Below are 23,937 nucleotides of genomic sequence, written 5' to 3' on the forward strand. Positions count from 1 at the left end.
CCCTTAAGAGACTGAAAAAAGTTAGAAAGAGGATTAGGCTTCTTGCAGCGCGCCCATCGGCATCGGGCGCTTATCCTCGGCCCATGCCCGCGCCGCCGCGCCAAAGGCCGCAAAGAGCGGTTTTGACACCGGATCCTCGGCCGCGCGGTATTCGGGGTGCCATTGCACCGAAAGCGTAAAGCCCGCCGACCCCTGAACATAGATCGCCTCGGGCGTGCCATCAGGGGCATGACCGTCGATCACGATCCGCGCCCCTGCGGTTTTGATCCCCTGCCCGTGCAGCGTATTGGTCATCACCTCGGGCGCGCCCATCAGCGCATGAAACACCCCGCCTTGGGTAAAGGTCACCTTGTGACGCAGGGCGAATTTCTCTTCGATGGTGCCATCGGGCGGCATGCGGTGGTTCATCCGTCCCGGCAAATCGCGGATTTCGGGATAGAGCGTGCCGCCCATGGCGACATTGACCTCTTGAAACCCGCGGCACACGCCAAGGAAAGGTTGCCCGCGCTCGACGCAGGCCCGAACGAGCGGCAAGGTGATCGCATCGCGGCAACGGTCGAAATCACCATGCGCGGGCGTCGCGTCCTCGCCGTATTCTTCAGGGTGCACATTGGGCCGCCCGCCGGTGAGCAAAAACCCGTCGCAAACCTCCATCAGCTCTGCGACAGAGACAAAACGCGGATCGGCGGGCACCACCAAGGGCAAGCCGCCAGAGGCCTCGGCAATCGCCTCGGAATTCATGATCCCGCCCGCATGCACTTGATAGCTATCGCCGATCACCTGATGATTGCCGATAATTCCAATGACCGGTCGTGCCATGTGTCGTCCCTAAGCTTACCTATTGCCGTCCAGATTATGCGCGCCGATCGATTAAGAAAACAGCAAACCGTGCACAAGGGCTTGTGCGGGGGCATATTTCGAGCGGCAATCGCCCATTCATCATGCAAAAGGCCCCGCCATCACGCGGGCAAGACCTGATTGGCGCGGGCAGTTATCAAGACGCCATTCGGTCCGTGAGAGGGATCACGCGCGGGGCGCCCCCGTGCGGCAAGCCATTGCGGCCCGCCCTTCATCGACATAACGTCAAGCGCAACATCCGGTTCCATGAAAGGCCCTGCCATGCTCGACGCCCGCGCCACGCAACCCAATCCGACGATCTACCTCAAGGATTACACCCCTCCCGCCTATTTGGTCGACAGCGTGGCCTTGACCTTTCGCCTCGCGCCCAAAGCCACACGCGTTATCTCCCGCATCCAGTTCCGGCCAAATCCGGACAATGTAAATCGGGACTTTTTCCTTGAAGGCGAAGACCTTAAGCTCATCTGGGCCAAGATCGACGGCGAAGAGATCACCCCGCATATCACCGACAAAGGGCTCAGCTGCGCCGTCCCCGATGCGCCGTTCTCGTTCGAGGCCGAAGTCGAGATCGCGCCCGAAGATAACACCGCGCTCGAAGGGCTTTACATGTCGAGCGGCATGTATTGCACCCAATGCGAGGCGCAGGGTTTTCGCAAAATCACCTATTACCCCGACCGCCCCGATGTGATGAGCACGTTTTCCGTGCGCATTGAGGGCGATTTGCCGGTTCTTCTGTCCAATGGCAATCCGGCGGGCGCGGGTCATGGTTTTGCCGAATGGCACGACCCTTGGCCAAAACCGGCCTATCTGTTTGCGCTGGTCGCGGGCGATTTGATTGCCCACTCCGACCAGTTCAACACGGTTTCGGGCAAGCAGGTCGATCTCAACATCTATGTGCGCCACGGCGATGAGGGCAAATGTGCCTTTGGCATGGAGGCTTTGAAAGCCTCGATGCGTTGGGACGAAACGGTCTATGGGCGCGAGTATGATTTGGACATATTCAACATTGTTGCCGTGGATGACTTTAATATGGGCGCGATGGAGAACAAAGGATTGAACATATTCAACTCCTCTTGCGTTCTTGCCTCGCCCGAAACCTCGATCGACGCCAATTTTGAAACCATCGAGGCGATCATCGCGCATGAGTATTTCCACAACTGGACCGGCAACCGGATCACCTGCCGTGACTGGTTCCAACTGTGCCTCAAGGAAGGGCTGACGGTCTACCGCGACAGCCAGTTCACCTCCGACATGCGCTCCGGCCCCGTCAAACGAATCCGTGATGTGATCGACCTGCGCGCGCGGCAATTCCGCGAGGACGGCGGCCCCCTCGCCCATCCCGTCCGCCCCGAAAGCTTTCAAGAAATCAATAACTTCTACACCGCCACGGTCTATGAAAAAGGCGCCGAACTGATCGGGATGCTCAAGACGCTGGTCGGCGATGAAGCCTATGCCAAGGCGCTGGACCTCTACTTCGAGCGCCACGATGGCGACGCCGCCACCATCGAGGATTGGCTCAAGGTCTTCGAGGACACCACAGGGCGCGATCTGACCCAATTCAAACGGTGGTATTCCGACGCGGGCACGCCGCGCCTCAGCGTCAGAGACGACTTCAAAGACGGCACCTATACCCTTACGTTCAAACAAGAAACACCCCCCACCCCGGGACAGGACAGCAAACCGCCGCGCGTCATTCCCATCGCCCTCGGCCTGCTCTCGCCCAATGGCGACGAGGTGCAGGCGACCACCGTCTTGGAGATGACCGAGGCCGAGCAAAGCTTCACCTTCGAAGGTCTGGGCGCGCCTCCGGTCCCGTCGATTTTGCGCGGGTTTTCCGCCCCTGTGATCTTGGAGCGCGCGAGCACGCCCGAGGAGCGCGCCTTCCTTCTCGCCCATGACACCGATCCGTTTAACCGCTGGGAAGCGGGCGCACAGATTGCGCGGCAATTGCGGATGGATATGGTGCAAAACGGCGGCGCCCCCGAGGGCGAATACCTTGACACGCTGCGCGACATCGCTCGCGATGCGTCTCTCGACCCCGCCTACCGCGCGCTGATGCTGCAACCGCCCGCGCAAGAGGACATCGCGCAGGCGCTCCATGCCAAGGGCATCACGCCGGACCCGCAAGCCATCTATGACATCAGCGAAACCATCGCGCAAACCGTGGCCACCCATTTTGCCGACACCGCGCCGCGGCTCTATGCCGAAATGGACACCCCCGCCCCCTATAGCCCCGATGCCAAGGCGGCGGGCAAACGCGCGCTGCAGGCGCGGATGCTGGGCATGATCACGCGGCTTGACGGCGGCAAAACCGCCGCCGCGCAATGTGCCAGCGCGGATAATATGACCCAACACTATGGCGCGCTTTGCGCCTTGCTGTCGCAAGAGTTTGGCGCCGATGAAAATGCCGCCTTCTACCAACAGTGGAAGCATGACCGCCTCGTGATGGACAAATGGTTTGCCGCGCAAATTGCCTTTGCCGCTCCCGACAAAGCCTCAGATGCCGCCAAGCGCATGACCCATCATGCTGATTTCAATGCGAAAAACCCGAACCGCTTCCGCGCGGTTTTCGGGGCATTGGCGGGCCATCATGCCGGTTTCCATCACATCTCAGGCGCCGGATACGCGCTTTTGGCCGATCACCTGATTGCGCTCGATCCGCTCAATCCGCAAACCACGGCGCGGATGATGTCGGCCTTTTCCTCATGGACGCTCTATGATGCGCAGCGGCAAAGCTTGGCCCGAGAGGCATTGGAACGGATCGCCGCCGCCAAGGGGCTGTCCCCCGACACCACCGAAATGGTCGCGCGGATTTTGGCCAGCTGAGCGGCGCGATATTTACCCTTGGTTAACTCCTGTGGCGCAGGGGCGGCGATTTACAACAGATCACCGCTCCTGCGCCGCTTTACGCCGCAATGCGCGAATGCTCGCCACAAGCTTGGCGCAATACCTGCGCGCAAATTCCCTTATATCTGCGCGAGAGCGACACGCTTTGGCCCCTTTTTCCGATCAATTTAGATTAACTCGACGCGGCCCCGCCCGTGTCTGATTTAGTTTTCCGCAGGTGACTTTTGGCGCTTGCGACGCCGCAAAAAGGTCCGTTATGCCCGCTCTGTCTCCCGTTCTTCGCGCCGTCCTCGATACCCTGCCCCTGTCCCTGCGCGGCCGCGTCCGGAACGGCTCTGCACGCGGGGCATCGCAACCCGCTTCGCTCAGCCCCGAGCAAATTGCCGAGCAACTGTTGCTGCCTGCCCGCCCGAAATCGGCCGAAGAGATACAGCGCGCAGCCCATGAAGATCAGGGGCGTTTTCTGGCCCGTCAGGAGCGTTGGTCCGAATTGAGCGCCGCTATCATGCGCGCCGATACCGCCTGCGCGCGCACTTCGGCCGGTGCCCCCGTGGCGGACCTGTTGGCCTTCGGCGCGCGCGCCGATGTGGTCGGCGCCGTAACCGACGCTTTGGCAGACGGCAGCGCGCCGTCCTTGTTGGGGCTGGCCGCGCTTGAAGAGATATTGAACGAGACACCGAATGACTATGCCATCGCCTTGATCGTCGCCCATGCCCATATCGATATCGGGTGGGCCTTTCGAGGCACCGGCTGGCGCGAAGAAATCCCCGCCCTCGCGCGGGCCGCCTTTCGCGCGCATTTCCAGCGCGCCGAACGGATTTTGAGCGCCTTTGACGAAAGCAGCGCAGATGCGCCCTCTTTGGCGGCAGCGCGCTGCGCGCTTTTGGCCGCGAAACCGAGGCCCCAAGACCATGTGGCCGACACCTATGAAGCCTTGATCGACCTCGATCCCGCCAATCCGCGGCCGATGCGTGCGATGGGCAACCATTTGTTGCCGCGCTGGTTTGGCAGCTACCGGCAGTTGGACCTTGAGGCCCGCCGCACTGCCGCGCGCACGACACATCTGTGGGGCGCTGGGGCCTATGCATGGGTCTATCTTGATGCGCTTGCGGTTGATCCCTTTTGCGCGGCCCATGTGGATGTGGACTATTTCATCGACGGGCTGCGCGATATTTTGGAGCGGTCCACGGACCAACATGGGGTCAACGCTTTGGCCGCTTTTTGTGCGGTGACAATGGCCCCGTTGGCGGAAAACCTGTTGCCGGACACCGCCGCGCGCGCCGCGCGCGCCGAGGTGCATGGCGCATTGGAGTGGATTTGCACCGATCATTTGCGTGAATTGCATCCCCTGGTTTGGGCCGAGGCCTCCGCGGGTCCGAACCTGCCTCATCCCTTACCAAGCCGCGAGGCCCTGCGCGTGCGCGGCGAAGCTACCGCAAAGGCATGGATTGCAAAAGTCTTCGAACAGGAGCTACGCGAAGGCACGGTCATCGCTTTCACGCCGCGCGGGCTGCGCCGGATGGAGAAACCTGCATAATCGGGATCGCTCGGGCTATTCCGCGACGGGCTCTATTGCCAAGGTCCCCGCGCCGATTTCAGAAGCCGCATATTGGCGCAATGTCTCGCGTTGATCCAAAAGAGCCGAGGCAATCGCCGCCTCGGAGGCGCGCAATTGTCTGATGTTTTTTAGCATCTCAAGATGTGCGCTCACCACAAGGCGAATATGGTCAAACAGCGCAAGATCGGTCGCGCTCCACCCGCCTTCGCGCGGCTTGAGGCCGACAAATTCCAAGATGCCAAAAGTGACCCCCTCGACCACCAATGGCGCGCCGAGGTAAGATTCGGGGCAAAACCCGCATAAGGAGCGATTTGCGCCATTGCCCGACATCGCACAGTCGCTCAGCGCAACCCGCTCGGTGCCCGTCACCAGCCGCGCGGCGAATGTGCCTTCAAGTGCGATCGGCATATCAAACTCGGACGCGGCGTCCGGATGGGCTGTCGCATCACGGCCGCTTACATAACGCCCGACAATTTCGGCAGTTTCGCCTGACACATGCGCAATATTGCCGCTGGCCATGCCCAACATCTCGACCGCGGCCTTCAATGCACGATTAAACCGTTCTTCGACCCCCTGCCCCGCGCCCATAAAGGCATGTAGAATAGCATCGCGGCAGGCATTTTGCGCCGCAAGGCTCTCGCGCGCGCTATCCGCTTCGGCGCGCGCCTCCTGCCCCTCGGTTACCGCCCATCGCAGCGACACCTCGCGCGTTACACAAAGCGCCAGATCGGTCAATTTCCGCTGGTCTTCTTCGCTCCACTCCCTCGGTTTGCTATCCAAGGCACAAACCGTGCCCAATGTCGTGCCATCTGGCCCAAACACCGGAACCCCCAGATAGGCGCAGACATTGAAATCACGCAATGCGGGGTTGTGTTTGAGAACATCATGCAGGCGCGCATCCCCGACCACCAAAGGCGCATTCGACCGTTTCACATATTTGCAAAACGAATGGGAATAAGGGAATTGGCGCTGCTTTGCCAAAGGTTCGGGCAGGCCGAAACTGCTTTTGATATGTTGGGTTTCATGGCGATCATCGAGAAAACAAATCAGGGCGATCGGCACGCCAAGCAGATCACAGGCCAAGCGTGTCAGCGCATCCAACGCTGCCGCGCGCGGCGCGTCAATCAACTTCAAGGACCGGAGCAACGCATACTCGTCCTTCTTGTCGGTCTTAAGGGCCTTTTCATACATTGTCATGAGCACTCATCCGAAAGGTTGACCAAACGTAAAGTTTTGATCTTAACAAAGTCTTAACGTCGTCTCGCGCCACGGGCCACCCGCGCGGATGTTTGCCGATGAAGCCTCGGAGCGCTTTGGCACCGCCCCCTCTTGCCCCCGTATCTTTGCTGCCATAAAACGCAGGCCAAGCAGCCTGCGCGCAAAGGAGACACCATGCTCGACCTGACCTATGAGACCCCGAAACCCAAAGTCATCGCCGGTGCGAAACACGATTGGGAATTGGTGATCGGCATGGAGGTCCATGCGCAGGTCTCCTCCAACGCAAAACTCTTCTCGGGCGCCTCGACCAAATTCGGCGCTGAGCCGAACGCCAATGTGGCGTTCGTCGATGCCGCCATGCCGGGCATGTTGCCGGTGATCAACGACTATTGCGTCGAGCAGGCGGTGCGCACGGGGCTGGGTCTGAAGGCGGAAATCAACCTTTTCTCGGCCTTTGACCGCAAAAACTATTTCTATCCCGATCTGCCGCAGGGCTATCAGATCAGCCAGCTCTATCATCCCATCGTTGGCGAGGGCGAGATTTTGGTCGATATGGGCCCCGGCGTTGCGCGTCTGGTGCGGGTCGAGCGTATCCACCTTGAGCAGGACGCGGGCAAATCGGTGCATGACATGGACCCGAATATGTCATTCGTCGATCTCAACCGCACGGGCGTGGCCTTGATGGAAATCGTCTCGCGCCCCGATATTCGCGGCCCTGAAGAGGCCGCCGCCTATGTCACCAAGCTGCGCCAGATCCTGCGCTATTTGGGCACCTGCGACGGCAATATGCAAAACGGCAACCTGCGCGCCGATGTGAACGTATCGATCTGCCGTGCCGGTCAATACGAGAAATACATGGAAACGCAGGATTTCTCGCATCTGGGCACCCGCTGCGAAATCAAGAATATGAACTCCATGCGGTTCATCCAAGCCGCGATCGAGGTCGAAGCGCGCCGCCAGATCGCCATCGTGGAAGCGGGCGGCGAGGTGGTGCAAGAAACCCGCCTTTACGATCCCGACAAGAACGAAACCCGCTCCATGCGCTCCAAAGAAGAGGCGCATGATTATCGCTATTTTCCCGATCCCGATCTGCTCCCGCTGACCATCGAACAGGCTTGGGTGGACCAGATCAAAGCCACGCTGCCCGAACTGCCCGACGAGAAAAAGGCGCGGTTTGTCAAAGACTTCGGCCTCTCGGAATATGACGCCTCGGTGCTGACCGCCGAAGTTCCGGCGGCGAAATACTTCGAGGCCGTGGCCGAAGGGCGTGACGGCAAGCTGGCGGCCAACTGGGTCATCAACGAGCTTTTCGGCCGCCTGAAGAAGGAAGATCACGACATCACCGACAGCCCCGTGAGCCCCGCGCAACTCGGCGGCATCATCGATCTGATCTCGTCGGATGCGATTTCAGGCAAAATCGCCAAGGACCTGTTTGAAATCGTCTATACCGAAGGCGGCGATCCTGCGCAGATCGTCGAAGAGCGCGGTATGAAACAGGTCACCGATACCGGCGCCATCGAGGCCGCCGTGGACGAGATCATCGCCGCCAACCCCGATCAGGTCGAAAAGGCCAAGGCCAACCCGAAACTGGCAGGCTGGTTCGTCGGTCAGGTGATGAAAGCCACGGGCGGCAAGGCCAACCCCAAAGCGGTCAACGAATTGGTCGCGGCCAAACTCGGGCAGTAAACCGCAACCAACAGCGCACAATACGCAAGTTCCCGAACCGGCCTGCGCCGTCTTTGACATGTTCAACGGCGGCGCTTTTGCTCGGCCGGGCGGCGCGGCAAGGCGCGCTCAAAACCGTTGCAAACAAGGGAATTTCAAGCTATAGTGTGCCGATTACGCTGCCCTATCTTATTTTTCACCCGCTTTCGCGGGACCGTTTTTGAGAGGATTTCCTATGAAACACCTACTGATTTGCCTATCGGCGCTTGCCTTGGCCACTCCTGCCCTTGGCGAAACCGTTATCATGACCTTCGACGAGGTCGCCGGAGACTTTACGGATTTCGACGACACGATCGGCGATAGCACCAATGTGGATGTCACCAATGACACGGTCGCAGGTTTTGGCAATACGGCCGTGACCGTGTCCAATGTCGATCACTGGACAAACGACTATAGCGAACTCACCGATGTCGCATTTGCGGCGATAAACGGCCAAGTCGGGCAATTCAGCTTTGCCATTGATGCGGGCTATGAGATGACCTTCGACAGCTTCGATTTCGGGAATTATAGCGGTGGCGTGGCCGCTCGCGATGCCAGCTTCCGCATCTATGACGGCGCTTGGGGACTTGTTTGGCAAAGCGACGTGACCGGTCACACAGGGTCCTCGGTCAACATGACGCCGGGGGTCACGCTTGCGGGTGCGGCCTATTTCCAATGGGGCACGGATTGGAACATCGGCATCGACAACTTCACCTATAGCGTGGCGGAAATTGCCCCTGCTGTGCCGCTGCCTGCCGGATTGCCGCTTTTGCTGACCGGATTGCTGGGCTTTGGCGCCCTGCGCCGCCGCAAAGGGTAAGTTGCGAAAAAACAAAGGGCTGGCGCGTCATCGCACCTTGCATGCGCCGGTCCGCTCTGGTCTTTATTGCGCCGCACGACAAAAGGAGCGCGCGCGTGACCAAAGCCTTTCTATCCAAACCCATGGGCATCCGCCCCGAGTGGATCGATTTCAACAACCATCTCAACATGGCCTATTACGGCGTCTTGTTCGACCATGGGCTCGATGAGGTTTTTGACGACTTTGGCATCACCCAAGACTATATCACCACGCGCAAATTGACGACCTATGCCGCCGAACTTCGCATCCGCTATCTACGCGAATTGCATCTCGACGCCAAGGTCCGTGTCAGCTTTCAAATCCTTGATATGACGGACAAAAGCCTGCACTACTTCTCGGAGCTGTGGCATGAGGACGGCTGGCTTTCGGCGACGGCCGAAGGGGTGTCCTTGCATATCGACCAAAGCGGGCCGCGCGTCGCGCCCTACCCGTCCGAGGTCCATGCCAAAATTGCCGCCATGTATGAGGCGCATAAGGATTTGCCGCGGCCCCCAAGCGTCGACACCCCGATGACATTGCGCCGCAAAAAATCGTAAGACCCTATTTCAAAAAGAAAATCACGGTTGTCGCCGCGCCGATGGCGACAATCCCCCAGCGTAGCAAATCCGTGCGCGTGATGCGCCGCGCGGCCAGTGCCCCGACATAGCCCCCCACAGCCGTCGAGAGCATCATCACCCCCGCCTCACGCCATGCGATCAGCCCCGCCCAGACAAAGGCCACGGTTGCGACGATGGAAATCACCGCCGAAAGCAGGGTCTTGATCCCGTTCATCCCGTGAATATTCACATAGCCCAGCATCCCGAAGGTGGCGAGCAAGATGATCCCTAATCCGCCATTGAAATAGCCGCCGTAGAGGCTGACCGCAAAGACCGCCACGATAGAGATCGCGCGCCCCGCCTGCCCCGCGCCGCGTTTCTTGAGCTGTGCCAAAATCCACGGCCCGCCGCCAAAAAGCACCGTCGCCAAAAGCAACAGCCACGGCACCAGCCCGCTAAAGGCCGCATTCGAGGTGACCAACAACAACCCGCCGCCCATGGCGCCGCCCACCGCCGCCGTTGCGACAATCGCCCATAGGCCAAGCGGCCCCTCGGTGACCACCTCACGGCGAAACGCATAGGCACTGCCGATATATCCGGGCAAAGCGGCCAGAGTGGCCGTGGCATTGGCCGTCACCACGGGCAGCCCGACAAAGACAAGCGCCGGAAACGTCAAAAACGTGCCGCCGCCTGCCACCGCGTTGAGAATGCCTGCGAAAAAACCGGCAGCGACCAGAACGAGGATATCTAACACTGTGAAAGCTCCCTGCGCGCCGCGAGATCGGCCCGCAAACCTGTCTATCTGTCTGGCACGGCGCGTGCGGCGGCGCAATGGCGGGTGTTCAGCGCCCCCTCACGTATGGACTCTGCGCGTCATCTGCCTATCCTTTAGGACAGGACCCAAGTATTTTGCCGGATCGATTTTGATGAGCCAATATGATTACCGCGTGATCCCCGCCCCCACCAAGGGGCGCAAGGCCAAAGGGATCAAATCCCCCGAAGGGCGCTTTGCCAATACGATCGAGATCGTGATGAACGATATGAGCGTGCATGGGTGGGAGTTTTTGCGCGCCGAAACCTTGCCCAGCGAAGAGCGCACGGGGCTGACCTCCTCGCACACCACATATCGCACGCTCTTGGTGTTCCGCCGCCTCAAACCCAGCGACGCCGCCCCCTTCGCGCCGCGCCTTTTGGAGGGGCCTCAAGCCGGAACGGATGACGCGGCGGGCGAAGGCGCGGCCGCTCCTGCTGCCCCCGAAACCGAAGCGGCGGCGACGGTCAAAGCCGACCCGCCCCTGCACTCTGCCCCCCTCGGCGACAACCTTGGCGGCAATCTTGGCGGCAATCTTGGCGATAACGGCGTCGAAGATACGGCCCCGCCCGATCCTTCATTGGCCAGCGCCGTGCGCCGCCGCGCGGCCTTGATTGGCGCGGCGGAAGACCCCGAAAAGAGCTAGGATCAGGTGGAAAGCTCCAGCGCGAGCGCATGGATTTCGCCCATCAATTGCGCCCCGATGGCGGCATGGACGGCGCGGTGACGGGCGATGCGGTTCATATCGGCAAACTCGGGCGCGCGCAGCACCACACGAAAATGCGACTGCCCCCCCTCCTGATATCCGGCGTGACCCCGATGCTGTTCACTTTCGTCATATACTTCAACCACTTGCGCATCGAAGGCTTGTTCCAGCTGTGCGCGAATTCTTGCGGATCTATCCATTATTTTTGCTCCTGCCCCTTCAATCTCGGCGTGAGTAGTCTAAACTCTACGGCCTGAGTCGGAAAGGTAAGCCAATGCCCAAACCAGATCCCTTCGGTTTCGATATGTCCGTGTCTTCGGCAAAGAAGAAAAATCCGCGTGGGCGCAGGGGGATGTCGGGAGCATCCGAAACCTCGCAACGTGTGTGCAGCAAAGACGGCTGCGAAGAGCCTGGAAAATACCGCGCGCCGCGTGCGCCGGATGTTCTGGACGACTACCTGTGGTTCTGTAAGGACCACGTGCGCGAATATAACCTCAAATGGAATTTCTTCGACGGCACCACCGAAGCGGAAATCAATGCGCAGGCCAGCAAAGACAAGGTTTGGGAGCGCACCACCAAACCCATGGGCAGCCCCGAAGAACGCGCTTGGGCGCGCCTCGGCATCGAGGACCCGCATCAGGTTTTGGGCAGCAATGCCACCCGCAACCCCGGAAAATCCATCACCGGCACCCGCCGTTTGCCGCCCACCGAACGGCGCGCGATTGATATTCTGGAGGCCAAGGACCATTGGACCAAGGCGGAGGTGCGCAAGGCCTACAAAAAGCTGATCAAAGTGCTGCACCCCGATATGAACGGCGGTGATCGCAGCCAAGAAGAACAGCTTCAAGAGGTGGTCTGGGCTTGGGATCAACTCAAAGACAGCCGCAATTTCAAATAGGTAGCGACAAAACCTCAAGCATCACGCAAAGAAAAACCGCCGCCGGATTTCCTCCGGCGGCGGTTTTCATTGGCCGGCGCTCAGGCCGCTTTGAACACGAGGCTCACGCCGTTCAGACAATGGCGCATCCCCGTGGGTTTGGGACCGTCATCAAAAATATGGCCGAAATGGCTGCCGCAGCGGCGGCAATGGCATTCGGTGCGCACCGAGAACAATTTGCGGTCCTCTTTGGTGCGGATGGCATCGGGCATGGATTGGTAAAAGCTCGGCCATCCCGTGCCGCTGTCGTATTTTGTCTCGGAGCTATAGACCGCCAGATCGCAGCCGCGGCAATGATACATGCCATCGGCGTAGTTTTTGTCCAACGGCGAGGTGCCCGCGCGTTCGGTCGCCTCTTCGCGCATCACCGCATATTGCAGATCGGTGAGCATCGCCTTCCATTCCGCCGTGGTGCGGGTCACTTCAAAGGTTTCTTCGGCCATCGTGCGGCGCGGCATCAGGCCGGTGGCCCCAAGAGTGCCCATGGCAGCGGTTAAGGCAAGAAAAGAACGGCGTTTCATCGGGTATCCTCCAAATCGGATAAAAATTCATATGTGGCAAGGCGGCGCGCCCTCAGGAGATGTGACCCGCCACCCCGCCCCGTGACAAGCCACGGTTTTGCACACATGCGTGAGAAATATGTCAACGCGATGCGGCACAAACAGGAATGGGGCGACATGAGGCGGCAGCACTCAACGATGCCGCCCCAATCCAGTTGCCTCTTACATTTTGGGCAAAAGCACCGTGTCGATGACGTGGATCACGCCGTTCGATTGCTTGACATCGGCGATGGTAACTTTGGCTTTGCGGCCGCGCTCGTCTTCGAGAACGATGTCATCGCCTTCCATATAGGCTTGCAAGGTGCAACCACCGACTGTCGGCACGGCATGTTTGCCGTTGTCATCGGCGATCATCTTGCCAATCGCATCGGACATCGCATTGGCAGCGACCACATGGCAGGTCAGAACCTTTTGCAACGCGGCTTTGTTTTCCGGCTTGAGCAGCATTTCAACTGTGCCCTCTTGCAACATGCCGAATGCAGCGTTGGTCGGGGCGAAAACGGTGAAGGGGCCTTCGCCCATCAGCGTGTCGACAAGGCCTGCGGCTTTGACGGCGGCGACCAAGGTCGTGTGGTCGGCGGAGTTCACGGCATTTTCGACGATGTTTTTGTCAGCGAACATTTCTGCGCCGCCCACCATCGGGTTTTTCATCGAATGGCCATCAGCAAATGCGGCGGTGCCCGCGATCAAGAGAGCAGCAGTAGCGGCGAAGGTTTTCTTAAAGGTCATATCAGTCGTCCTCGTTGGATCAGTTTATGTCCGCAGCCGTTTTGGCCTGGATCACGAGGAGTTACGGGGCGGCGATCCAACTAGTTTCAAAATTCCTATCACGAAGGGCGCACCTGAGGTCACGGCGGCGTGATGATCGCCAAAAAACCAATATATTACAAATTCCTAACCGGTTTCACCGGAGGCATCAAAATAGAAAGAAAAGTGGATTAAAGCGCCGTCACCGGCCCTGCGGCCAAGACCGCGCCGGTCGGCGCGCCCGTCGGGGAGCCGCCCAACGGCTCGTCCGAGATTGCCAATACCGCACCGGCCATTTGCGCGCGCAGCTCTTCAGGCACGCGGATCACTGTCTCGGCGGACATCTCGAGCAGCCCCAAGGAGCGCGGCGCGGCCTCTCCGGCAATCACCCAAATCTCGCGCGCCCGCGCCGAAGGCATCTCGCCCGCAACCCGATTGAGCCGCATCTCGCCGCTGGTGCTGTCATAAAGCGCGGCCACAACAAGGCTCGCATCCTGCGCCGTAATCTGCGCGCCAAGATCGGCGCGCATGGCGGGGGCGGTCGTGCTCAGCGGTGCGCCGCTTTGCAAAAGCCCCGAATTGACCACGACAAAAGCCAAACTCGCGGCGGCGATCGCCCCAAACACCGCCTGTCCGATCCCCAGCTTGCGCCAGAACGGCACGGATTTGGCCTCATTTCCAAAAAGCGTCTGTTCGATATTGAGCCATGTCGTGCCAGGCGGCGCCACCTCGCCGCCATCGGCCAAAGGCACCAAGCCCTCGGCCCAATCGGCGACCAATGCGCGCAGCGCCGGATCGCGGCTCATGCGCGCCTCAAAGGCCTGCACCTGCGCCGGCTCCAGCAGGCCGAGCACATACTCCCCCGCCAAGGCGCGGTCGTCTTCGGGCTGTGGCGTCTCGGCGCTCATCGGCTCAAACACTCCTTGAGTTTCAAAAGGCTGCGGCGCAGCCATGTTCGCATTGTATTGAGCGGCACATCGAAATGCGCCGCCAGATCGGCATAGCTCTCACCGCCCAGATAGGCGCGCTGCACGGCTTCGCTGCGCATGCGCTCCAATTCACCAAGGCAAACACCGATGCGCCCCGCCTCGCCTTCCGCAATCATCCGCGCCTCGACGCTGGGCGCGCCATCGGCGATCTGGTCCAGCAAATTGCCGCCGCCCTCATCGCTGCCGCCGCCCGCCTCGCCGCGCATCACTTGCGCGCGCCGCTTGCGCAGCCGGTCAATCGCGTGGTTGCGCGCGATGGTGATCAGCCACGTCATCGGGCTGTACCCGCCCGCCGCATAGCGATCCGCATTGCGCCAAATCTTGATGTATACCTCTTGCACGGCCTCTTCGGCTTCGGCCCTTTCGCTCAAGACACGTAAGCAGGTGCCAAAAAGTTTCGCCGAGGTCGCACGATAGAGCGCGGCAAAGGCATCGCGGTCGCCCATAGCGACCCGAGCCAGCAGGTTTTCAATATCCGCACGCGTTGTCATGGGCGCATGATAATCACGCGCCGCGCCCGAGCGCCATAGAGGAATAGGCCCATAGCGCAGGTGCATCGCCGCGCGACTGCCGCGTAACGCTGCGCCAATGCGCCGCCCTAGGGCGGCAATCCCTGCCCCGCCCCTTGCCCTTGCCTGCATTTTATTGCACCAACGAGGGCAAAGCGCAGGGGCGCTTCCTTTGCCCCTCTTTCGCAAGACATATTTCAGGCACTTGAAGGATCTCGCACATGGCGGACGGCACTATCGACATCAACGCAAAACCGACCGAAGAGATCTCCGTGCGCGATGTCTTTGGCCTCGATACGGATATGGTGGTCAAAGGATTTGCCGAGCGTAGCGAGCGCGTGCCTGACATCGACCCGACCTATAAATTCGACCCTGACACCACGATGGCGATCCTTGCGGGATTTTCGCACAATCGCCGTGTGATGATCCAAGGCTATCACGGCACGGGCAAATCCACCCATATCGAACAGGTCGCCGCGCGGCTCAACTGGCCCTGCGTGCGCGTCAACCTCGACAGCCATATCAGCCGGATCGATCTGATCGGTAAGGACGCGATCAAGCTCAAAGACGGTGTGCAGGTCACCGAATTCCAAGAAGGCATTCTGCCTTGGGCGCTGCGCAACCCGACCGCGATTGTGTTCGACGAATATGACGCGGGCCGCGCCGATGTGATGTTCGTGATCCAGCGGGTTCTCGAAGTCGACGGCAAGTTGACGCTGCTTGACCAAAACAAGGTCATCACGCCGAACCCGCATTTCCGGATTTTCGCCACCGCCAATACCGTCGGCCTTGGCGACACCACGGGCCTTTACCACGGCACGCAGCAGATCAACCAAGGCCAGATGGACCGTTGGTCCTTGGTCGCGACGCTCAACTACCTGAGCCACGATGCGGAAACCGCGATCGTTCTGGCCAAGAACCCCCATTACAACACCGAAAAAGGCCGCAAACAGATCAGCCAGATGGTCACCGTTGCCGATCTGACCCGCACGGCCTTCATGAATGGCGATCTGTCCACCGTGATGTCGCCGCGTTCGGTGATTGCATGGGCACAAAACGCCGAGATTTTCCGCAACATCGGCTATGCCTTCCGCCTGACCTTCTTGAACAAATGCGACGAGTTGGAGCGCCAGACCGTGGCGGAATTCTACCAACGCTGCTTTGACGAGGAATTGCCCGAAAGCGCCGCCTCGGTCGCCTTCTAGGCTTAGCGCCCACCGCTTTGACCATAGGGCGCGCCCAGCAACGGGCGCGCCCTTTGCGTATCAGCCGTTTTCCACCGATCCGTGCGCCGCAGCGTTTACACAGGCCCCCGATTGCGCCTTAGATAGGCTATGGTTCGACTTTATCGCTTTATCGCCCCTGCATCTCTCGCCGCGCTTGCGGCCTGTGTGACACCTGACCCCAATGCGCCGATACCGGCGGACACCAATCCCTATGCCCCCGCGCTATGTGCGGCGCTCTATGGGGCAATCGCCGAAAAACTTCCCGCGTCGCCCGACAAAGCCGCCTATGCCGCGGCCTCAGAGGCGATGATCGCGGTCAACGCCAGATGGATGGGCGTGCCGGTGGAGAAAATGCGCGAAAATATGGCCCCGCTGATCGAGGAAACGCGGGGCGAGCAGACCTATTGGTTCGGGCCGCAAGCCGATGCCGATGCGCGCACCGAGGGTGAAATGGTGATGCAAGATTGCCGCAGATTTGCCCGATCCCAACCCGAGACCCGCGCCGCAGCGCGCGCGCTTCCGCGCAACCTTCCCCAATAATCGATTGAGATCATTAACATAAAACCCGCCGCATCTTCGCAAGCGGTGGTTCACTTGATGCTTACCACAATAGGATAGTTTTCAAACTGCACTCTTTACAGACGTGATTTTGACCTAAAAGGTGAAAATATGAGCAGTTTGAGAACATTTCCGGCGCTCTTGATCGCGCTGAGCGTCACACTTGCGATCCCCTTCGGATCACCGGCCCTGGCCGTGGGCGAAGGCGCCGCGCAGGCGCCTGTCACCATTACCGACCCGCTCGTCGCGCAATTCGCAGCCTGCACCGGACGGCTATCGGCGCAGATGGAATTCCAATGGCTGATGAGTGCCGCCAGTTCAGACCAAACACAGGCCCAACGCGCGGCCATGATTGATCTGCTGGAGGCAGTCACGCCTGACGATCAGCGCCGCGCGGCCTTGCACCGTCGCCTCGAAGCAAAGGTCGCGCATTACCGGTTGCTCACCCGCGCCGAATTAAGCGGCACGGGCAAAGATGCGGCATGGGCCGCACATCAGGCACAGCGCAACATCCGCAGCTGCCTTAAGCTGATGGGTTAGCCCGCGTCGCGCGCGGTTTTTGTGGCACGCACCCACCACGCCAGATCGTCCAACATGGATGTGAGCGACGGCAGGAGGTTCGCCTCGACGGCCTCCACCCCTGCGCCGCCGCCCATCGGATGCGCCGCAAAGAAATCCGCACCGCCCAGATGCAGCGCACCGCGCACCGGCACCATTTGCAACTCGACTGCAATATGGCGCAGATGCTCGACCGCGCGGCTTGCGCCCATAGAGCCATAGCCGAAAGCCGTCATCGGCTTGCGCACCCATTCCTTATAGGCCTGATCCAGCGCGTTTTTCAGCGCCCCCGTGATCGAATGGTTGTATTCGGCGGTCAGGAAAATGAACCCGTCATAGGCGCCGATCTTCTCTTGCCACGCGACGGCTTTGGGGTCGGAGGACGGCGCCCAAAGGTTCGAGGTGGCCTCGTCAAACATCGGCAGATCGAAATCGCGCAGATCGACAAGCTCGAATTCCATATCATCGCGCAACCGCTTGGCATTTTGCAAAATCCATTGCGCGGGCACGTCGGCCCAACGGGTCTCGCGGGTGGAACCGATAATGATGGCGATGCGGGGGGTGGTGGTCATGGTCAGTCTCCTAACTGATAAGTGTCTGTCTCTTGCCCTAAATGGCGCGCACAGAAGGCCGCTACAATGGCAACTTATGTGCAAAAATATACAAACCGCTGTGCGAGCCACAGCGCCCACGCAGCGCCAAAGCGCCGCAAGGTTTTTCACCCTTCGCGCGCGCCAGCCTCTTGCCCGACAGCGGCAGGAGTGATTTACCAATGCCATGAGCAAGCCCACCGACAACCCCGCCGATCCGTTCAAAAAAGCCCTCGCCGAGGCGACCAAAGTCATGGCCAACGACCCTGAGATGTCGGTCAGCTATTCGGTCGATCCGGCGGGCATGTCGGGCGACGCGATGCGCCTGCCGCAAGTCAGCCGCCGGATGAGCCGCGAGGAAGTGCTTTTGGCGCGCGGCACGGCGGATGCCTTGGCGATGCAGCGCCGCTATCACAATGCCGAAACCCACGCCAAATACGCCCCCCCCGGTGATATGGCGCGTGAATTATACGAGGCGATGGAGACCGCACGCTGCGAGGCCATGGGCGCGCGCGATATGCCTGGAACGGCGTCCAACATCGACGCGAAAATCGCCACCGATGCCAAACGCCTCGGCTATGCCGAAGTGACCTCGACCCAAGATGCGCCTTTGTCGGTGGCTGCCGGATATCTGGTGCGCCATCTGGCCACGGGCCGCGCCCTGCCCCATGGCGCGCATAACGTTATGGAAATCTGGCGCGGCTTCATCGAAGAGCAAACCGGCGGGACGCTGGGCAGCTTGGATGACAAGCTCGCGGATCAATCGGAATTTGCCGTCTTCTCGCGCCGGATCATCGAACAACTCGGCTATGGCGACCAGTTGGGCGAAGACCCCGACCGCGATGACGAGGATCAAGACGACAGCGCCGAGGAAAGCCAAGACGAAGAGCAAGACCCTGACAGCGCCGGCGATCAGGACGACCAAGAGGACGACGCCGAAGCCTCGCCCGAACAAAGCCAAGACGAGCAACAAGACAGCGCCTCGGCGCAGGTCTCGATGGATGATCTGGCCGATGAGGAAATGGGCGACGAGACCGAATTGCCCGAAGGCGAAGCCCCGATGGAGCCGCCCGCACCGCAGCCAGTTTCAGACGCCGATCCCAATTATCAGGTCTATCTATCTGATCACGATGAGGAAATTTCCGCCGAGGATTTGGCCGAACCGGTCGAACTGGAACGCCTGCGCGCCTATCTGGACCAACAGCTTGAGCCGCTCAAAGGCGCGGTGTCGCGTTTGGCCAACAAATTGCAACGCCGCCTGCAGGCGCAGCAGAACCGCTCGTGGGAGTTTGACCTCGAAGAGGGCATTCTGGATGCGGGCCGTTTGGCGCGTGTGGTTGCCAATCCGACCACGCCGCTGTCGTTCAAGATCGAACATGACACGGAATTTCGCGATACCGTGGTGACGCTGTTGCTCGACAATTCCGGCTCGATGCGGGGCCGTCCTATCTCCATCGCGGCGATCTGCGCCGATATTCTGGCGCGCACGCTGGAGCGCTGCAACGTCAAGGTCGAGATCCTCGGTTTTACCACGCGCGCATGGAAAGGCGGGCAGGCCCGTGAGAAATGGCTTGCCGACGGGCGTCCGCAGCAACCGGGGCGGCTCAATGATCTGCGCCACATCATCTATAAATCCGCCGACGCCCCGTGGCGCCGGACGCGGCCGAACCTTGGCCTGATGATGAAAGAAGGGCTGCTCAAGGAAAACATCGACGGCGAGGCGCTCGAATGGGCGCACCGGCGTATGGCCGCCCGCCCCGAAGCGCGCAAAATCCTTATGGTGATCTCCGATGGCGCGCCGGTGGATGACAGCACATTGTCGGTTAACCCCGCGAATTATTTGGAAAAACACCTGCGCGATGTGATTGCGATGGTGGAAAAACGCAAGATGGTCGAGCTTTTGGCCATCGGCATCGGCCATGATGTGACGCGCTATTACGACCGCGCGGTGACCATCACCGATGTCGAACAATTGGCGGGCGCGATGACCGAACAACTGGCCTCGCTCTTTGACACCGACCCGCGCAAACGGGCGCGCATTTTGGGGATGAAACCCACCGCGCGCAGGGCCGGTTGATGTTTCAAAGCTTCGAAGACCCCGCCCGCCCCGACCAAGGCCCGCCGCGCCTCGCCGCGCTGCGCGGGGTGATGGCGCAAAAGGGGCTGGCGGGTTTTTTGGTGCCGCGCAGCGACGCCCATCAAGGCGAATATGTCGCCCCGCGCGATGACCGTCTGGCATGGCTGACGGGCTTTACCGGATCGGCCGGATTTTGCGCCGCGCTGCAAGAGGCCGCGGGTGTTTTCATCGACGGGCGCTACCGCGAGCAGGTCCGCGCGCAAATCGATCCGGCCCATTTCACCCCCGTGCCTTGGCCCGAGGTCAGCCTCGCCGACTGGCTCAAGGCGCAGTTGCCGGATGGCGGGCGGATCGGCTTTGACCCGTGGCTGCATACCCGCGCCGAGATCGCCCGCGCCGAAGCGGGCTTGGCCGAAACCGGCATTCTTCTTGAGCCCTCGGGCAACCTCGTCGATCTGGTCTGGCCCGATCAACCCGCGCCGCCGGTGGGGAAAATATCTATTTACCCCGAAGAGCTTGCGGGCCAAACCTCATCTGAAAAACGCGCGCGCCTCGGCGCGGATCTGGCGGCGGCGGGCGCGGCTTGCGCGGTGCTCACCCTGCCCGATAGCATCGCGTGGGTGCTGAATATTCGCGGCTCCGATATCGAGCGCAATCCCGTGCCCCATGCCTTTGCGGTGCTGCACGCCAGCGGGCATTTGACCCTTTATTGCGCCGAGGAAAAAATAGGCGGCGCCCTGCGCGCCCATCTGGGCGACGAGGTCACGATCCGCCCGCCGCAGGCCTTTTTGCCCGCGCTACGCAGCCTGCCCGCGCCGGTGCGCCTTGATGAGGCCAGCGCCCCGATTGCGGTGGAAATGGCCCTGACCGAGGCGGGCAGCGCGATCCAATGGGGCGCGGACCCCTGCGTGATGCCCAAAGCCTGCAAAACCGAGGCCGAAATCAACGCCACAACCGAGGCGCATCTGCGCGACGGCGCGGCGGTTTGCAATTTTCTGGCGTGGTATGATGCACAGGACCAAGAAAGCCTGACCGAGATTGATCTGGTCAAGACGTTGGAGCAAAAGCGCCGCGATACCAATGCCTTGCGCGACATCAGCTTTGATACGATCTCGGGCGCGGGACCCAATGGCGCGGTGATCCATTACCGCGTGAGCGCGCACACCAACCGCAAACTCCGGCGCGGCGATCTGGTGGTTTTGGACAGCGGCGGGCAATATCTGGACGGCACCACCGATATCACCCGCACCTTGCCCGTGGGCGGCGCCGAGGACATCGGGGCGGAAGAGAAATCGGCCTTTACCCGCGTGCTCAAAGGTATGATCGCCATGAGCCGCGCCCGTTTTCCCAAAGGGCTGAAGGGCCGCGATCTCGATGCGTTGGCCCGCGCGCCCCTCTGGGCCGCAGGGCAGGACTATGATCACGGCACCGGCCACGGCGTCGGCGTCTATCTGTGCGTGCATGAGGGGCCGCAACGGCTCAGCCGGATATCGGATGTAACGCTCAAGGCGGGGATGATTTTGTCCAACGAGCCTGGATATTACCGACCAGGGGCCTTTGGCATTCGCATCGAGAACCTGATCGTCGTGCAAGAGGCCGCGCCGATCACGGGCGGCGATGCGCAGCGCGAGATGTATGACTTCAAAACCCTGACCTATGTGCCGATTGACCGCCGCCTGATCGACCTGTCCTTGCTTGACGGAGGGGAAATCGCGTGGATCGACGCATATCACGCTGCGTGCCGCGACAAAATCAGCCCTCGGCTTGAGGGCAAAGCTGCTCTATGGTTGGCCAGCGCGACAGCACCGCTGCAAGCTTAGGCCAAGGGCCGAGGCGCGCTTTTACTGGTTTTTGACCCGCCTTGCGTAATGCTGCGCCTATGGCGGATGACATACCCCTGTCACATGATGGGGGCAGGACAGATGAACGGATTTTTGGGGAGAAGAAGATGACAAAGATTGTGATACGCAAAGCCGAAGGCACATGGACCGTGCGCGCGGGCGGCGCGGTATTGGGCGAAAGCCGCGAGGCGCTGGAACTCACCGAGGGCGACCATCCGGCGGTGATCTATTTCCCGCGCTCGGATATCGCCATGGCGTTTTTGGACCGCACCGACCATAGCACCACCTGCCCCCATAAGGGCGCGGCGAACTACTATTCGATCGTCACCAAGAGCCAGACGATCGAAAACGCCGCTTGGACCTATGAAACCCCCAAAGAGGATGTGGCGCGCATCAAGGACCATCTGGCCTTTTACGCCACTGATCTGGTGACGGTCGAGCGCGTCTGACCAGAGCCACCTGCCGCATGATGCTTTCGCGCCCTGCCCTTATCTTTGGGCGGGGCGTTTCGCGCGTCTTCGCGGTTATGAATGCTCTTCGGCCGCGGTTGCCGCCAAGGCGCGGTTAAAGGTCTTGAGCGCATCGACATGGAACAAGGCACCCCATAATTCGGGCGCATCGTCTTCGCCCGTCAGCGTGACCACCGGAATATAGGCCACCCCCGCACGGTCAAAGATCGGCATCGCTGCCTCCAGCGTCGCATTGCCGTCGATATACACCCCGTCGCGGATCATCTCCCAACAATGCTCCTCGCTGGGCATACGCGCGTCGCCCATGGGGCGCATGACGCCCGATACGCGGTGCATCGCCAGCAAATAGGCCTGCGGCCCCGCCGCAAGGTGGATGTTGCGCCGCTCCAGTTGGGTCAAGAAGAAAGACCGGTCCACAAGCCGCGAGGCCAAGGCCGTGGAGATCGAAACCGCCACCATGACGGCAAGGCCGGTTTGCCAGTCGCCGGTCAACTCGAAGACAATCAGGGTCGTCGAGATCGGCGCGCCCAAAACCGCCGCCGCGACCGCCCCCATCCCCGCCAGCGCATAAAGCGTGTGCGAGCCGGAGACTTCGGGGAACATCGGCGTGGCAATCAGGCCAAAGGCCAATCCCGTCAGCGCCCCGAGCATCAACGCCGGCGAGAACACCCCGCCGCCCATCCGCCCCGCGATGGTGACCGCGACCGCCACCGCCTTGAGCATGGCAAAGACCATCGCCTCGCGCAGGCCGATTTGCCCCTTGAGCGCCGCCGAGGTCGTCTCGTATCCAACGCCGATGATATGCGGAAAACCGATCGCCATCACCCCAAGCACCGCGCCCGAGGCTGCAGGGCGCAACCAACGCGGCATACCGCTGCGCTTCTGCACCCGATTGGCAACATCTTCGGCAAAGAAAATCGCCCGCATCAAAGCTGTCGCCACCAAACCGCAAATCGCCCCGAGCAGCAAAAACGCCGGTAATTCCACGTAGAATTCCAATTGGTTGGCCAAGGGCAGTGAAAACTCCGGCACATCGCCGAAGCTCAACCGGCTGACCACGGTGCCCGCGACCGAGGCAATCACGATGGGCGCGAAAGCATGCACCGCGAAATGGCGCAGCACCACCTCAAGCGCGAAAAGCGCCCCTGCGATGGGCGCATTGAAGCTGGCCGAAACGGCGGCGGCCACGGCGCAGCCCAGCAAATCGCGACCGATCATCCCGTTGGCGTGAATACGCTGCGACACCCATGTGGACATGACACCCGCAAGGTGGACCACCGGCCCCTCGCGCCCGCTCGACCCGCCGGTGGACAGGGTGATCAAAGAGGCCGCAGCCGAGGCCAGACCGGCGCGAATCTCGACCCGCCCCTCGCTCATCGCCGCCCCCTCGACCACGTCGGACACCGAGCGCACCCGCCCGTCCGGCGTAAAGCGGTGCAAGATCACCCCGACGATCAACCCGCCCAATATCGGCAGCGTGACGATCCAATACCACGGCAAAGTGCGCGCAAAGCTGTGCAAGCGGGCGACGTCATCGGTGCCGTAAAGGAAACCTTGCAAGGCATTGATTGCGCCGCGAAATCCGACTGCTGCAGCCCCCGCCGCGATGCCGATCACCACCGCGATCAGCCAGAACTGGAACTGGCTTGGCCCTTTTTGGCGTATAACCTTGATTGCACGAGATAATTCGCTCCAAACCATGCCGCCTGCGGCAGTGGCCTCGCCGCGCAGGCTGGCCAGAATACCCGCAGGGCGTCGCCGTCCCTGCCGGAGCTCTG

General features: G+C 60.9%; 23 protein-coding genes. 13 read left to right on the forward strand and 10 right to left on the reverse strand.

Features of this window, described 5'->3' with window-relative positions; genetic code table 11:
• Nucleotides 1–33 precede the first annotated feature (33 nt).
• A complete protein-coding gene (locus ABWV64_RS02695) occupies nucleotides 34–819 on the reverse strand; it encodes a gamma-glutamyl-gamma-aminobutyrate hydrolase family protein (RefSeq protein ID WP_353342735.1) in 786 nt (261 codons plus the stop codon).
• A gap of 300 nt (nucleotides 820–1,119) precedes the next feature.
• Here ABWV64_RS02695 and pepN point away from each other — a divergent pair, with 300 nt between their 5' ends.
• Both pepN and ABWV64_RS02705 read left to right on the forward strand, forming a co-directional pair.
• The gene (gene pepN, locus ABWV64_RS02700; protein ID WP_353342736.1) at nucleotides 1,120–3,684 is read left to right on the forward strand and encodes an aminopeptidase N; all 2,565 of its coding nucleotides are present in this window, start codon (nucleotides 1,120–1,122) and stop codon (nucleotides 3,682–3,684) included.
• A 277-nt stretch (nucleotides 3,685–3,961) separates the two neighbouring features.
• The gene (locus ABWV64_RS02705) at nucleotides 3,962–5,242 is read left to right on the forward strand and encodes a hypothetical protein (protein ID WP_353342737.1); all 1,281 of its coding nucleotides are present in this window, start codon (nucleotides 3,962–3,964) and stop codon (nucleotides 5,240–5,242) included.
• 15 nt (nucleotides 5,243–5,257) lie between these two features.
• On the opposite strand, the gene ABWV64_RS02710 is transcribed toward ABWV64_RS02705, so the two are convergent.
• The gene (locus ABWV64_RS02710) at nucleotides 5,258–6,460 is read right to left on the reverse strand and encodes a GAF domain-containing protein (RefSeq protein WP_353342738.1); all 1,203 of its coding nucleotides are present in this window, start codon (nucleotides 6,458–6,460) and stop codon (nucleotides 5,258–5,260) included.
• Nucleotides 6,461–6,655: 195 nt separating this feature from the next.
• On the opposite strand from ABWV64_RS02710, the gene gatB reads away from it, so the two are divergent.
• The 3 genes from gatB (at nucleotide 6,656) to ABWV64_RS02725 (ending at nucleotide 9,580) form a co-directional block, all read left to right on the forward strand.
• Nucleotides 6,656–8,167 carry an Asp-tRNA(Asn)/Glu-tRNA(Gln) amidotransferase subunit GatB gene (gatB, locus tag ABWV64_RS02715; RefSeq protein WP_353342739.1) on the forward strand — a complete coding sequence of 504 codons (1,512 nt, stop codon included), beginning with the start codon at nucleotides 6,656–6,658 and terminating at the stop codon, nucleotides 8,165–8,167.
• A 214-nt stretch (nucleotides 8,168–8,381) separates the two neighbouring features.
• Nucleotides 8,382–9,005, forward strand: a complete 624-nt coding sequence (locus ABWV64_RS02720) for a VPLPA-CTERM sorting domain-containing protein (RefSeq protein ID WP_353342740.1) — start codon at nucleotides 8,382–8,384, stop codon at nucleotides 9,003–9,005.
• 95 nt (nucleotides 9,006–9,100) lie between these two features.
• Nucleotides 9,101–9,580 (forward strand): acyl-CoA thioesterase, encoded by a 480-nt coding sequence (locus ABWV64_RS02725; protein ID WP_353342741.1) that lies wholly within the window; start codon nucleotides 9,101–9,103, stop codon nucleotides 9,578–9,580.
• Between the two features lie 4 nt (nucleotides 9,581–9,584).
• Here ABWV64_RS02725 and ABWV64_RS02730 read toward each other — a convergent pair whose 3' ends face one another.
• The gene (locus tag ABWV64_RS02730; RefSeq protein WP_353342742.1) at nucleotides 9,585–10,334 is read right to left on the reverse strand and encodes a sulfite exporter TauE/SafE family protein; all 750 of its coding nucleotides are present in this window, start codon (nucleotides 10,332–10,334) and stop codon (nucleotides 9,585–9,587) included.
• Between the two features lie 172 nt (nucleotides 10,335–10,506).
• Between ABWV64_RS02730 and ABWV64_RS02735 the strand changes: the two genes are divergently transcribed.
• A complete protein-coding gene (locus ABWV64_RS02735; protein ID WP_353342743.1) occupies nucleotides 10,507–11,037 on the forward strand; it encodes a DUF4177 domain-containing protein in 531 nt (176 codons plus the stop codon).
• 2 nt (nucleotides 11,038–11,039) lie between these two features.
• Here ABWV64_RS02735 and ABWV64_RS02740 read toward each other — a convergent pair whose 3' ends face one another.
• A complete protein-coding gene (locus ABWV64_RS02740; RefSeq protein ID WP_353342744.1) occupies nucleotides 11,040–11,297 on the reverse strand; it encodes a BolA family protein in 258 nt (85 codons plus the stop codon).
• 74 nt (nucleotides 11,298–11,371) lie between these two features.
• On the opposite strand from ABWV64_RS02740, the gene ABWV64_RS02745 reads away from it, so the two are divergent.
• Nucleotides 11,372–11,995 carry a J domain-containing protein gene (locus tag ABWV64_RS02745; RefSeq protein WP_353342745.1) on the forward strand — a complete coding sequence of 208 codons (624 nt, stop codon included), beginning with the start codon at nucleotides 11,372–11,374 and terminating at the stop codon, nucleotides 11,993–11,995.
• Nucleotides 11,996–12,075: 80 nt separating this feature from the next.
• Here ABWV64_RS02745 and msrB read toward each other — a convergent pair whose 3' ends face one another.
• The 4 genes from msrB to ABWV64_RS02765 all read right to left on the reverse strand — a co-directional run bounded on the left by msrB (nucleotide 12,076) and on the right by ABWV64_RS02765 (nucleotide 14,821).
• The gene (gene msrB / locus ABWV64_RS02750; protein ID WP_353342746.1) at nucleotides 12,076–12,555 is read right to left on the reverse strand and encodes a peptide-methionine (R)-S-oxide reductase MsrB; all 480 of its coding nucleotides are present in this window, start codon (nucleotides 12,553–12,555) and stop codon (nucleotides 12,076–12,078) included.
• Between the two features lie 201 nt (nucleotides 12,556–12,756).
• Nucleotides 12,757–13,323 (reverse strand): fasciclin domain-containing protein, encoded by a 567-nt coding sequence (locus ABWV64_RS02755; protein WP_353342747.1) that lies wholly within the window; start codon nucleotides 13,321–13,323, stop codon nucleotides 12,757–12,759.
• A gap of 209 nt (nucleotides 13,324–13,532) precedes the next feature.
• Nucleotides 13,533–14,249: an anti-sigma factor gene (locus ABWV64_RS02760; RefSeq protein WP_353342748.1), complete on the reverse strand. Its 717-nt coding sequence runs from the start codon at nucleotides 14,247–14,249 to the stop codon at nucleotides 13,533–13,535.
• Nucleotides 14,246–14,821: a sigma-70 family RNA polymerase sigma factor gene (locus tag ABWV64_RS02765; protein ID WP_353342749.1), complete on the reverse strand. Its 576-nt coding sequence runs from the start codon at nucleotides 14,819–14,821 to the stop codon at nucleotides 14,246–14,248. Before ABWV64_RS02765 ends, ABWV64_RS02760 begins: the two co-directional genes overlap by 4 nt.
• Nucleotides 14,822–15,060: 239 nt before the next feature.
• On the opposite strand from ABWV64_RS02765, the gene cobS reads away from it, so the two are divergent.
• From cobS to ABWV64_RS02780, 3 genes are all read left to right on the forward strand, one after another.
• On the forward strand, nucleotides 15,061–16,044 hold the full coding sequence (gene cobS, locus ABWV64_RS02770; RefSeq protein ID WP_353342750.1) for a cobaltochelatase subunit CobS: 984 nt from the start codon (nucleotides 15,061–15,063) through the stop codon (nucleotides 16,042–16,044).
• Nucleotides 16,045–16,173: 129 nt separating this feature from the next.
• Nucleotides 16,174–16,605, forward strand: a complete 432-nt coding sequence (locus tag ABWV64_RS02775; RefSeq protein ID WP_353342751.1) for a hypothetical protein — start codon at nucleotides 16,174–16,176, stop codon at nucleotides 16,603–16,605.
• A 129-nt stretch (nucleotides 16,606–16,734) separates the two neighbouring features.
• Entirely contained in the window at nucleotides 16,735–17,163 is a 429-nt protein-coding gene (locus ABWV64_RS02780) for a hypothetical protein (protein WP_353342752.1), read from the forward strand.
• Here the strand turns inward: ABWV64_RS02780 and ABWV64_RS02785 are convergent.
• Nucleotides 17,160–17,753 (reverse strand): NADPH-dependent FMN reductase, encoded by a 594-nt coding sequence (locus tag ABWV64_RS02785; RefSeq protein ID WP_353342753.1) that lies wholly within the window; start codon nucleotides 17,751–17,753, stop codon nucleotides 17,160–17,162. The genes ABWV64_RS02780 and ABWV64_RS02785 overlap by 4 nt on opposite strands.
• 205 nt (nucleotides 17,754–17,958) lie before the next feature.
• On the opposite strand from ABWV64_RS02785, the gene cobT reads away from it, so the two are divergent.
• From cobT to ABWV64_RS02800, 3 genes are all read left to right on the forward strand, one after another.
• The gene (gene cobT, locus ABWV64_RS02790) at nucleotides 17,959–19,848 is read left to right on the forward strand and encodes a cobaltochelatase subunit CobT (RefSeq protein ID WP_353342754.1); all 1,890 of its coding nucleotides are present in this window, start codon (nucleotides 17,959–17,961) and stop codon (nucleotides 19,846–19,848) included.
• Nucleotides 19,848–21,668, forward strand: coding sequence for an aminopeptidase P family protein (locus ABWV64_RS02795; protein WP_353342756.1), 1,821 nt, complete (start codon nucleotides 19,848–19,850; stop codon nucleotides 21,666–21,668). Before cobT ends, ABWV64_RS02795 begins: the two co-directional genes overlap by 1 nt.
• A gap of 128 nt (nucleotides 21,669–21,796) precedes the next feature.
• The gene (locus tag ABWV64_RS02800; protein ID WP_353342757.1) at nucleotides 21,797–22,138 is read left to right on the forward strand and encodes a DUF427 domain-containing protein; all 342 of its coding nucleotides are present in this window, start codon (nucleotides 21,797–21,799) and stop codon (nucleotides 22,136–22,138) included.
• Between the two features lie 75 nt (nucleotides 22,139–22,213).
• On the opposite strand, the gene ABWV64_RS02805 is transcribed toward ABWV64_RS02800, so the two are convergent.
• Nucleotides 22,214–23,860 carry a chloride channel protein gene (locus ABWV64_RS02805; protein ID WP_353344476.1) on the reverse strand — a complete coding sequence of 549 codons (1,647 nt, stop codon included), beginning with the start codon at nucleotides 23,858–23,860 and terminating at the stop codon, nucleotides 22,214–22,216.
• Nucleotides 23,861–23,937 lie beyond the last annotated feature (77 nt).

It is taken from the genome of Litorivita sp. NS0012-18 (assembly GCF_040371945.1).
Lineage (GTDB): Bacteria > Pseudomonadota > Alphaproteobacteria > Rhodobacterales > Rhodobacteraceae > Litorivita.

Excerpts from the sequence above, each read along its gene's own strand:
- ABWV64_RS02795 (WP_353342756.1), top strand. The coding sequence starts at position 19,848 with ATGTTTCAAAGCTTCGAAGACCCCGCCCGCCCCGACCAAGGCCCGCCG.
- msrB (WP_353342746.1), bottom strand. The coding sequence starts at position 12,555 with ATGAAACGCCGTTCTTTTCTTGCCTTAACCGCTGCCATGGGCACTCTT.
- ABWV64_RS02710 (WP_353342738.1), bottom strand. The coding sequence starts at position 6,460 with ATGACAATGTATGAAAAGGCCCTTAAGACCGACAAGAAGGACGAGTAT.
- ABWV64_RS02735 (WP_353342743.1), top strand. The coding sequence starts at position 10,507 with ATGAGCCAATATGATTACCGCGTGATCCCCGCCCCCACCAAGGGGCGC.
- ABWV64_RS02705 (WP_353342737.1), top strand. The coding sequence starts at position 3,962 with ATGCCCGCTCTGTCTCCCGTTCTTCGCGCCGTCCTCGATACCCTGCCC.
- ABWV64_RS02800 (WP_353342757.1), top strand. The coding sequence starts at position 21,797 with ATGACAAAGATTGTGATACGCAAAGCCGAAGGCACATGGACCGTGCGC.
- gatB (WP_353342739.1), top strand. The coding sequence starts at position 6,656 with ATGCTCGACCTGACCTATGAGACCCCGAAACCCAAAGTCATCGCCGGT.
- ABWV64_RS02720 (WP_353342740.1), top strand. The coding sequence starts at position 8,382 with ATGAAACACCTACTGATTTGCCTATCGGCGCTTGCCTTGGCCACTCCT.
- ABWV64_RS02695 (WP_353342735.1), bottom strand. The coding sequence starts at position 819 with ATGGCACGACCGGTCATTGGAATTATCGGCAATCATCAGGTGATCGGC.
- ABWV64_RS02745 (WP_353342745.1), top strand. The coding sequence starts at position 11,372 with ATGCCCAAACCAGATCCCTTCGGTTTCGATATGTCCGTGTCTTCGGCA.
- ABWV64_RS02765 (WP_353342749.1), bottom strand. The coding sequence starts at position 14,821 with ATGACAACGCGTGCGGATATTGAAAACCTGCTGGCTCGGGTCGCTATG.
- ABWV64_RS02775 (WP_353342751.1), top strand. The coding sequence starts at position 16,174 with ATGGTTCGACTTTATCGCTTTATCGCCCCTGCATCTCTCGCCGCGCTT.
- ABWV64_RS02780 (WP_353342752.1), top strand. The coding sequence starts at position 16,735 with ATGAGCAGTTTGAGAACATTTCCGGCGCTCTTGATCGCGCTGAGCGTC.
- pepN (WP_353342736.1), top strand. The coding sequence starts at position 1,120 with ATGCTCGACGCCCGCGCCACGCAACCCAATCCGACGATCTACCTCAAG.
- cobS (WP_353342750.1), top strand. The coding sequence starts at position 15,061 with ATGGCGGACGGCACTATCGACATCAACGCAAAACCGACCGAAGAGATC.
- ABWV64_RS02785 (WP_353342753.1), bottom strand. The coding sequence starts at position 17,753 with ATGACCACCACCCCCCGCATCGCCATCATTATCGGTTCCACCCGCGAG.
- cobT (WP_353342754.1), top strand. The coding sequence starts at position 17,959 with ATGAGCAAGCCCACCGACAACCCCGCCGATCCGTTCAAAAAAGCCCTC.
- ABWV64_RS02760 (WP_353342748.1), bottom strand. The coding sequence starts at position 14,249 with ATGAGCGCCGAGACGCCACAGCCCGAAGACGACCGCGCCTTGGCGGGG.
- ABWV64_RS02740 (WP_353342744.1), bottom strand. The coding sequence starts at position 11,297 with ATGGATAGATCCGCAAGAATTCGCGCACAGCTGGAACAAGCCTTCGAT.
- ABWV64_RS02805 (WP_353344476.1), bottom strand. The coding sequence starts at position 23,860 with ATGGTTTGGAGCGAATTATCTCGTGCAATCAAGGTTATACGCCAAAAA.
- ABWV64_RS02755 (WP_353342747.1), bottom strand. The coding sequence starts at position 13,323 with ATGACCTTTAAGAAAACCTTCGCCGCTACTGCTGCTCTCTTGATCGCG.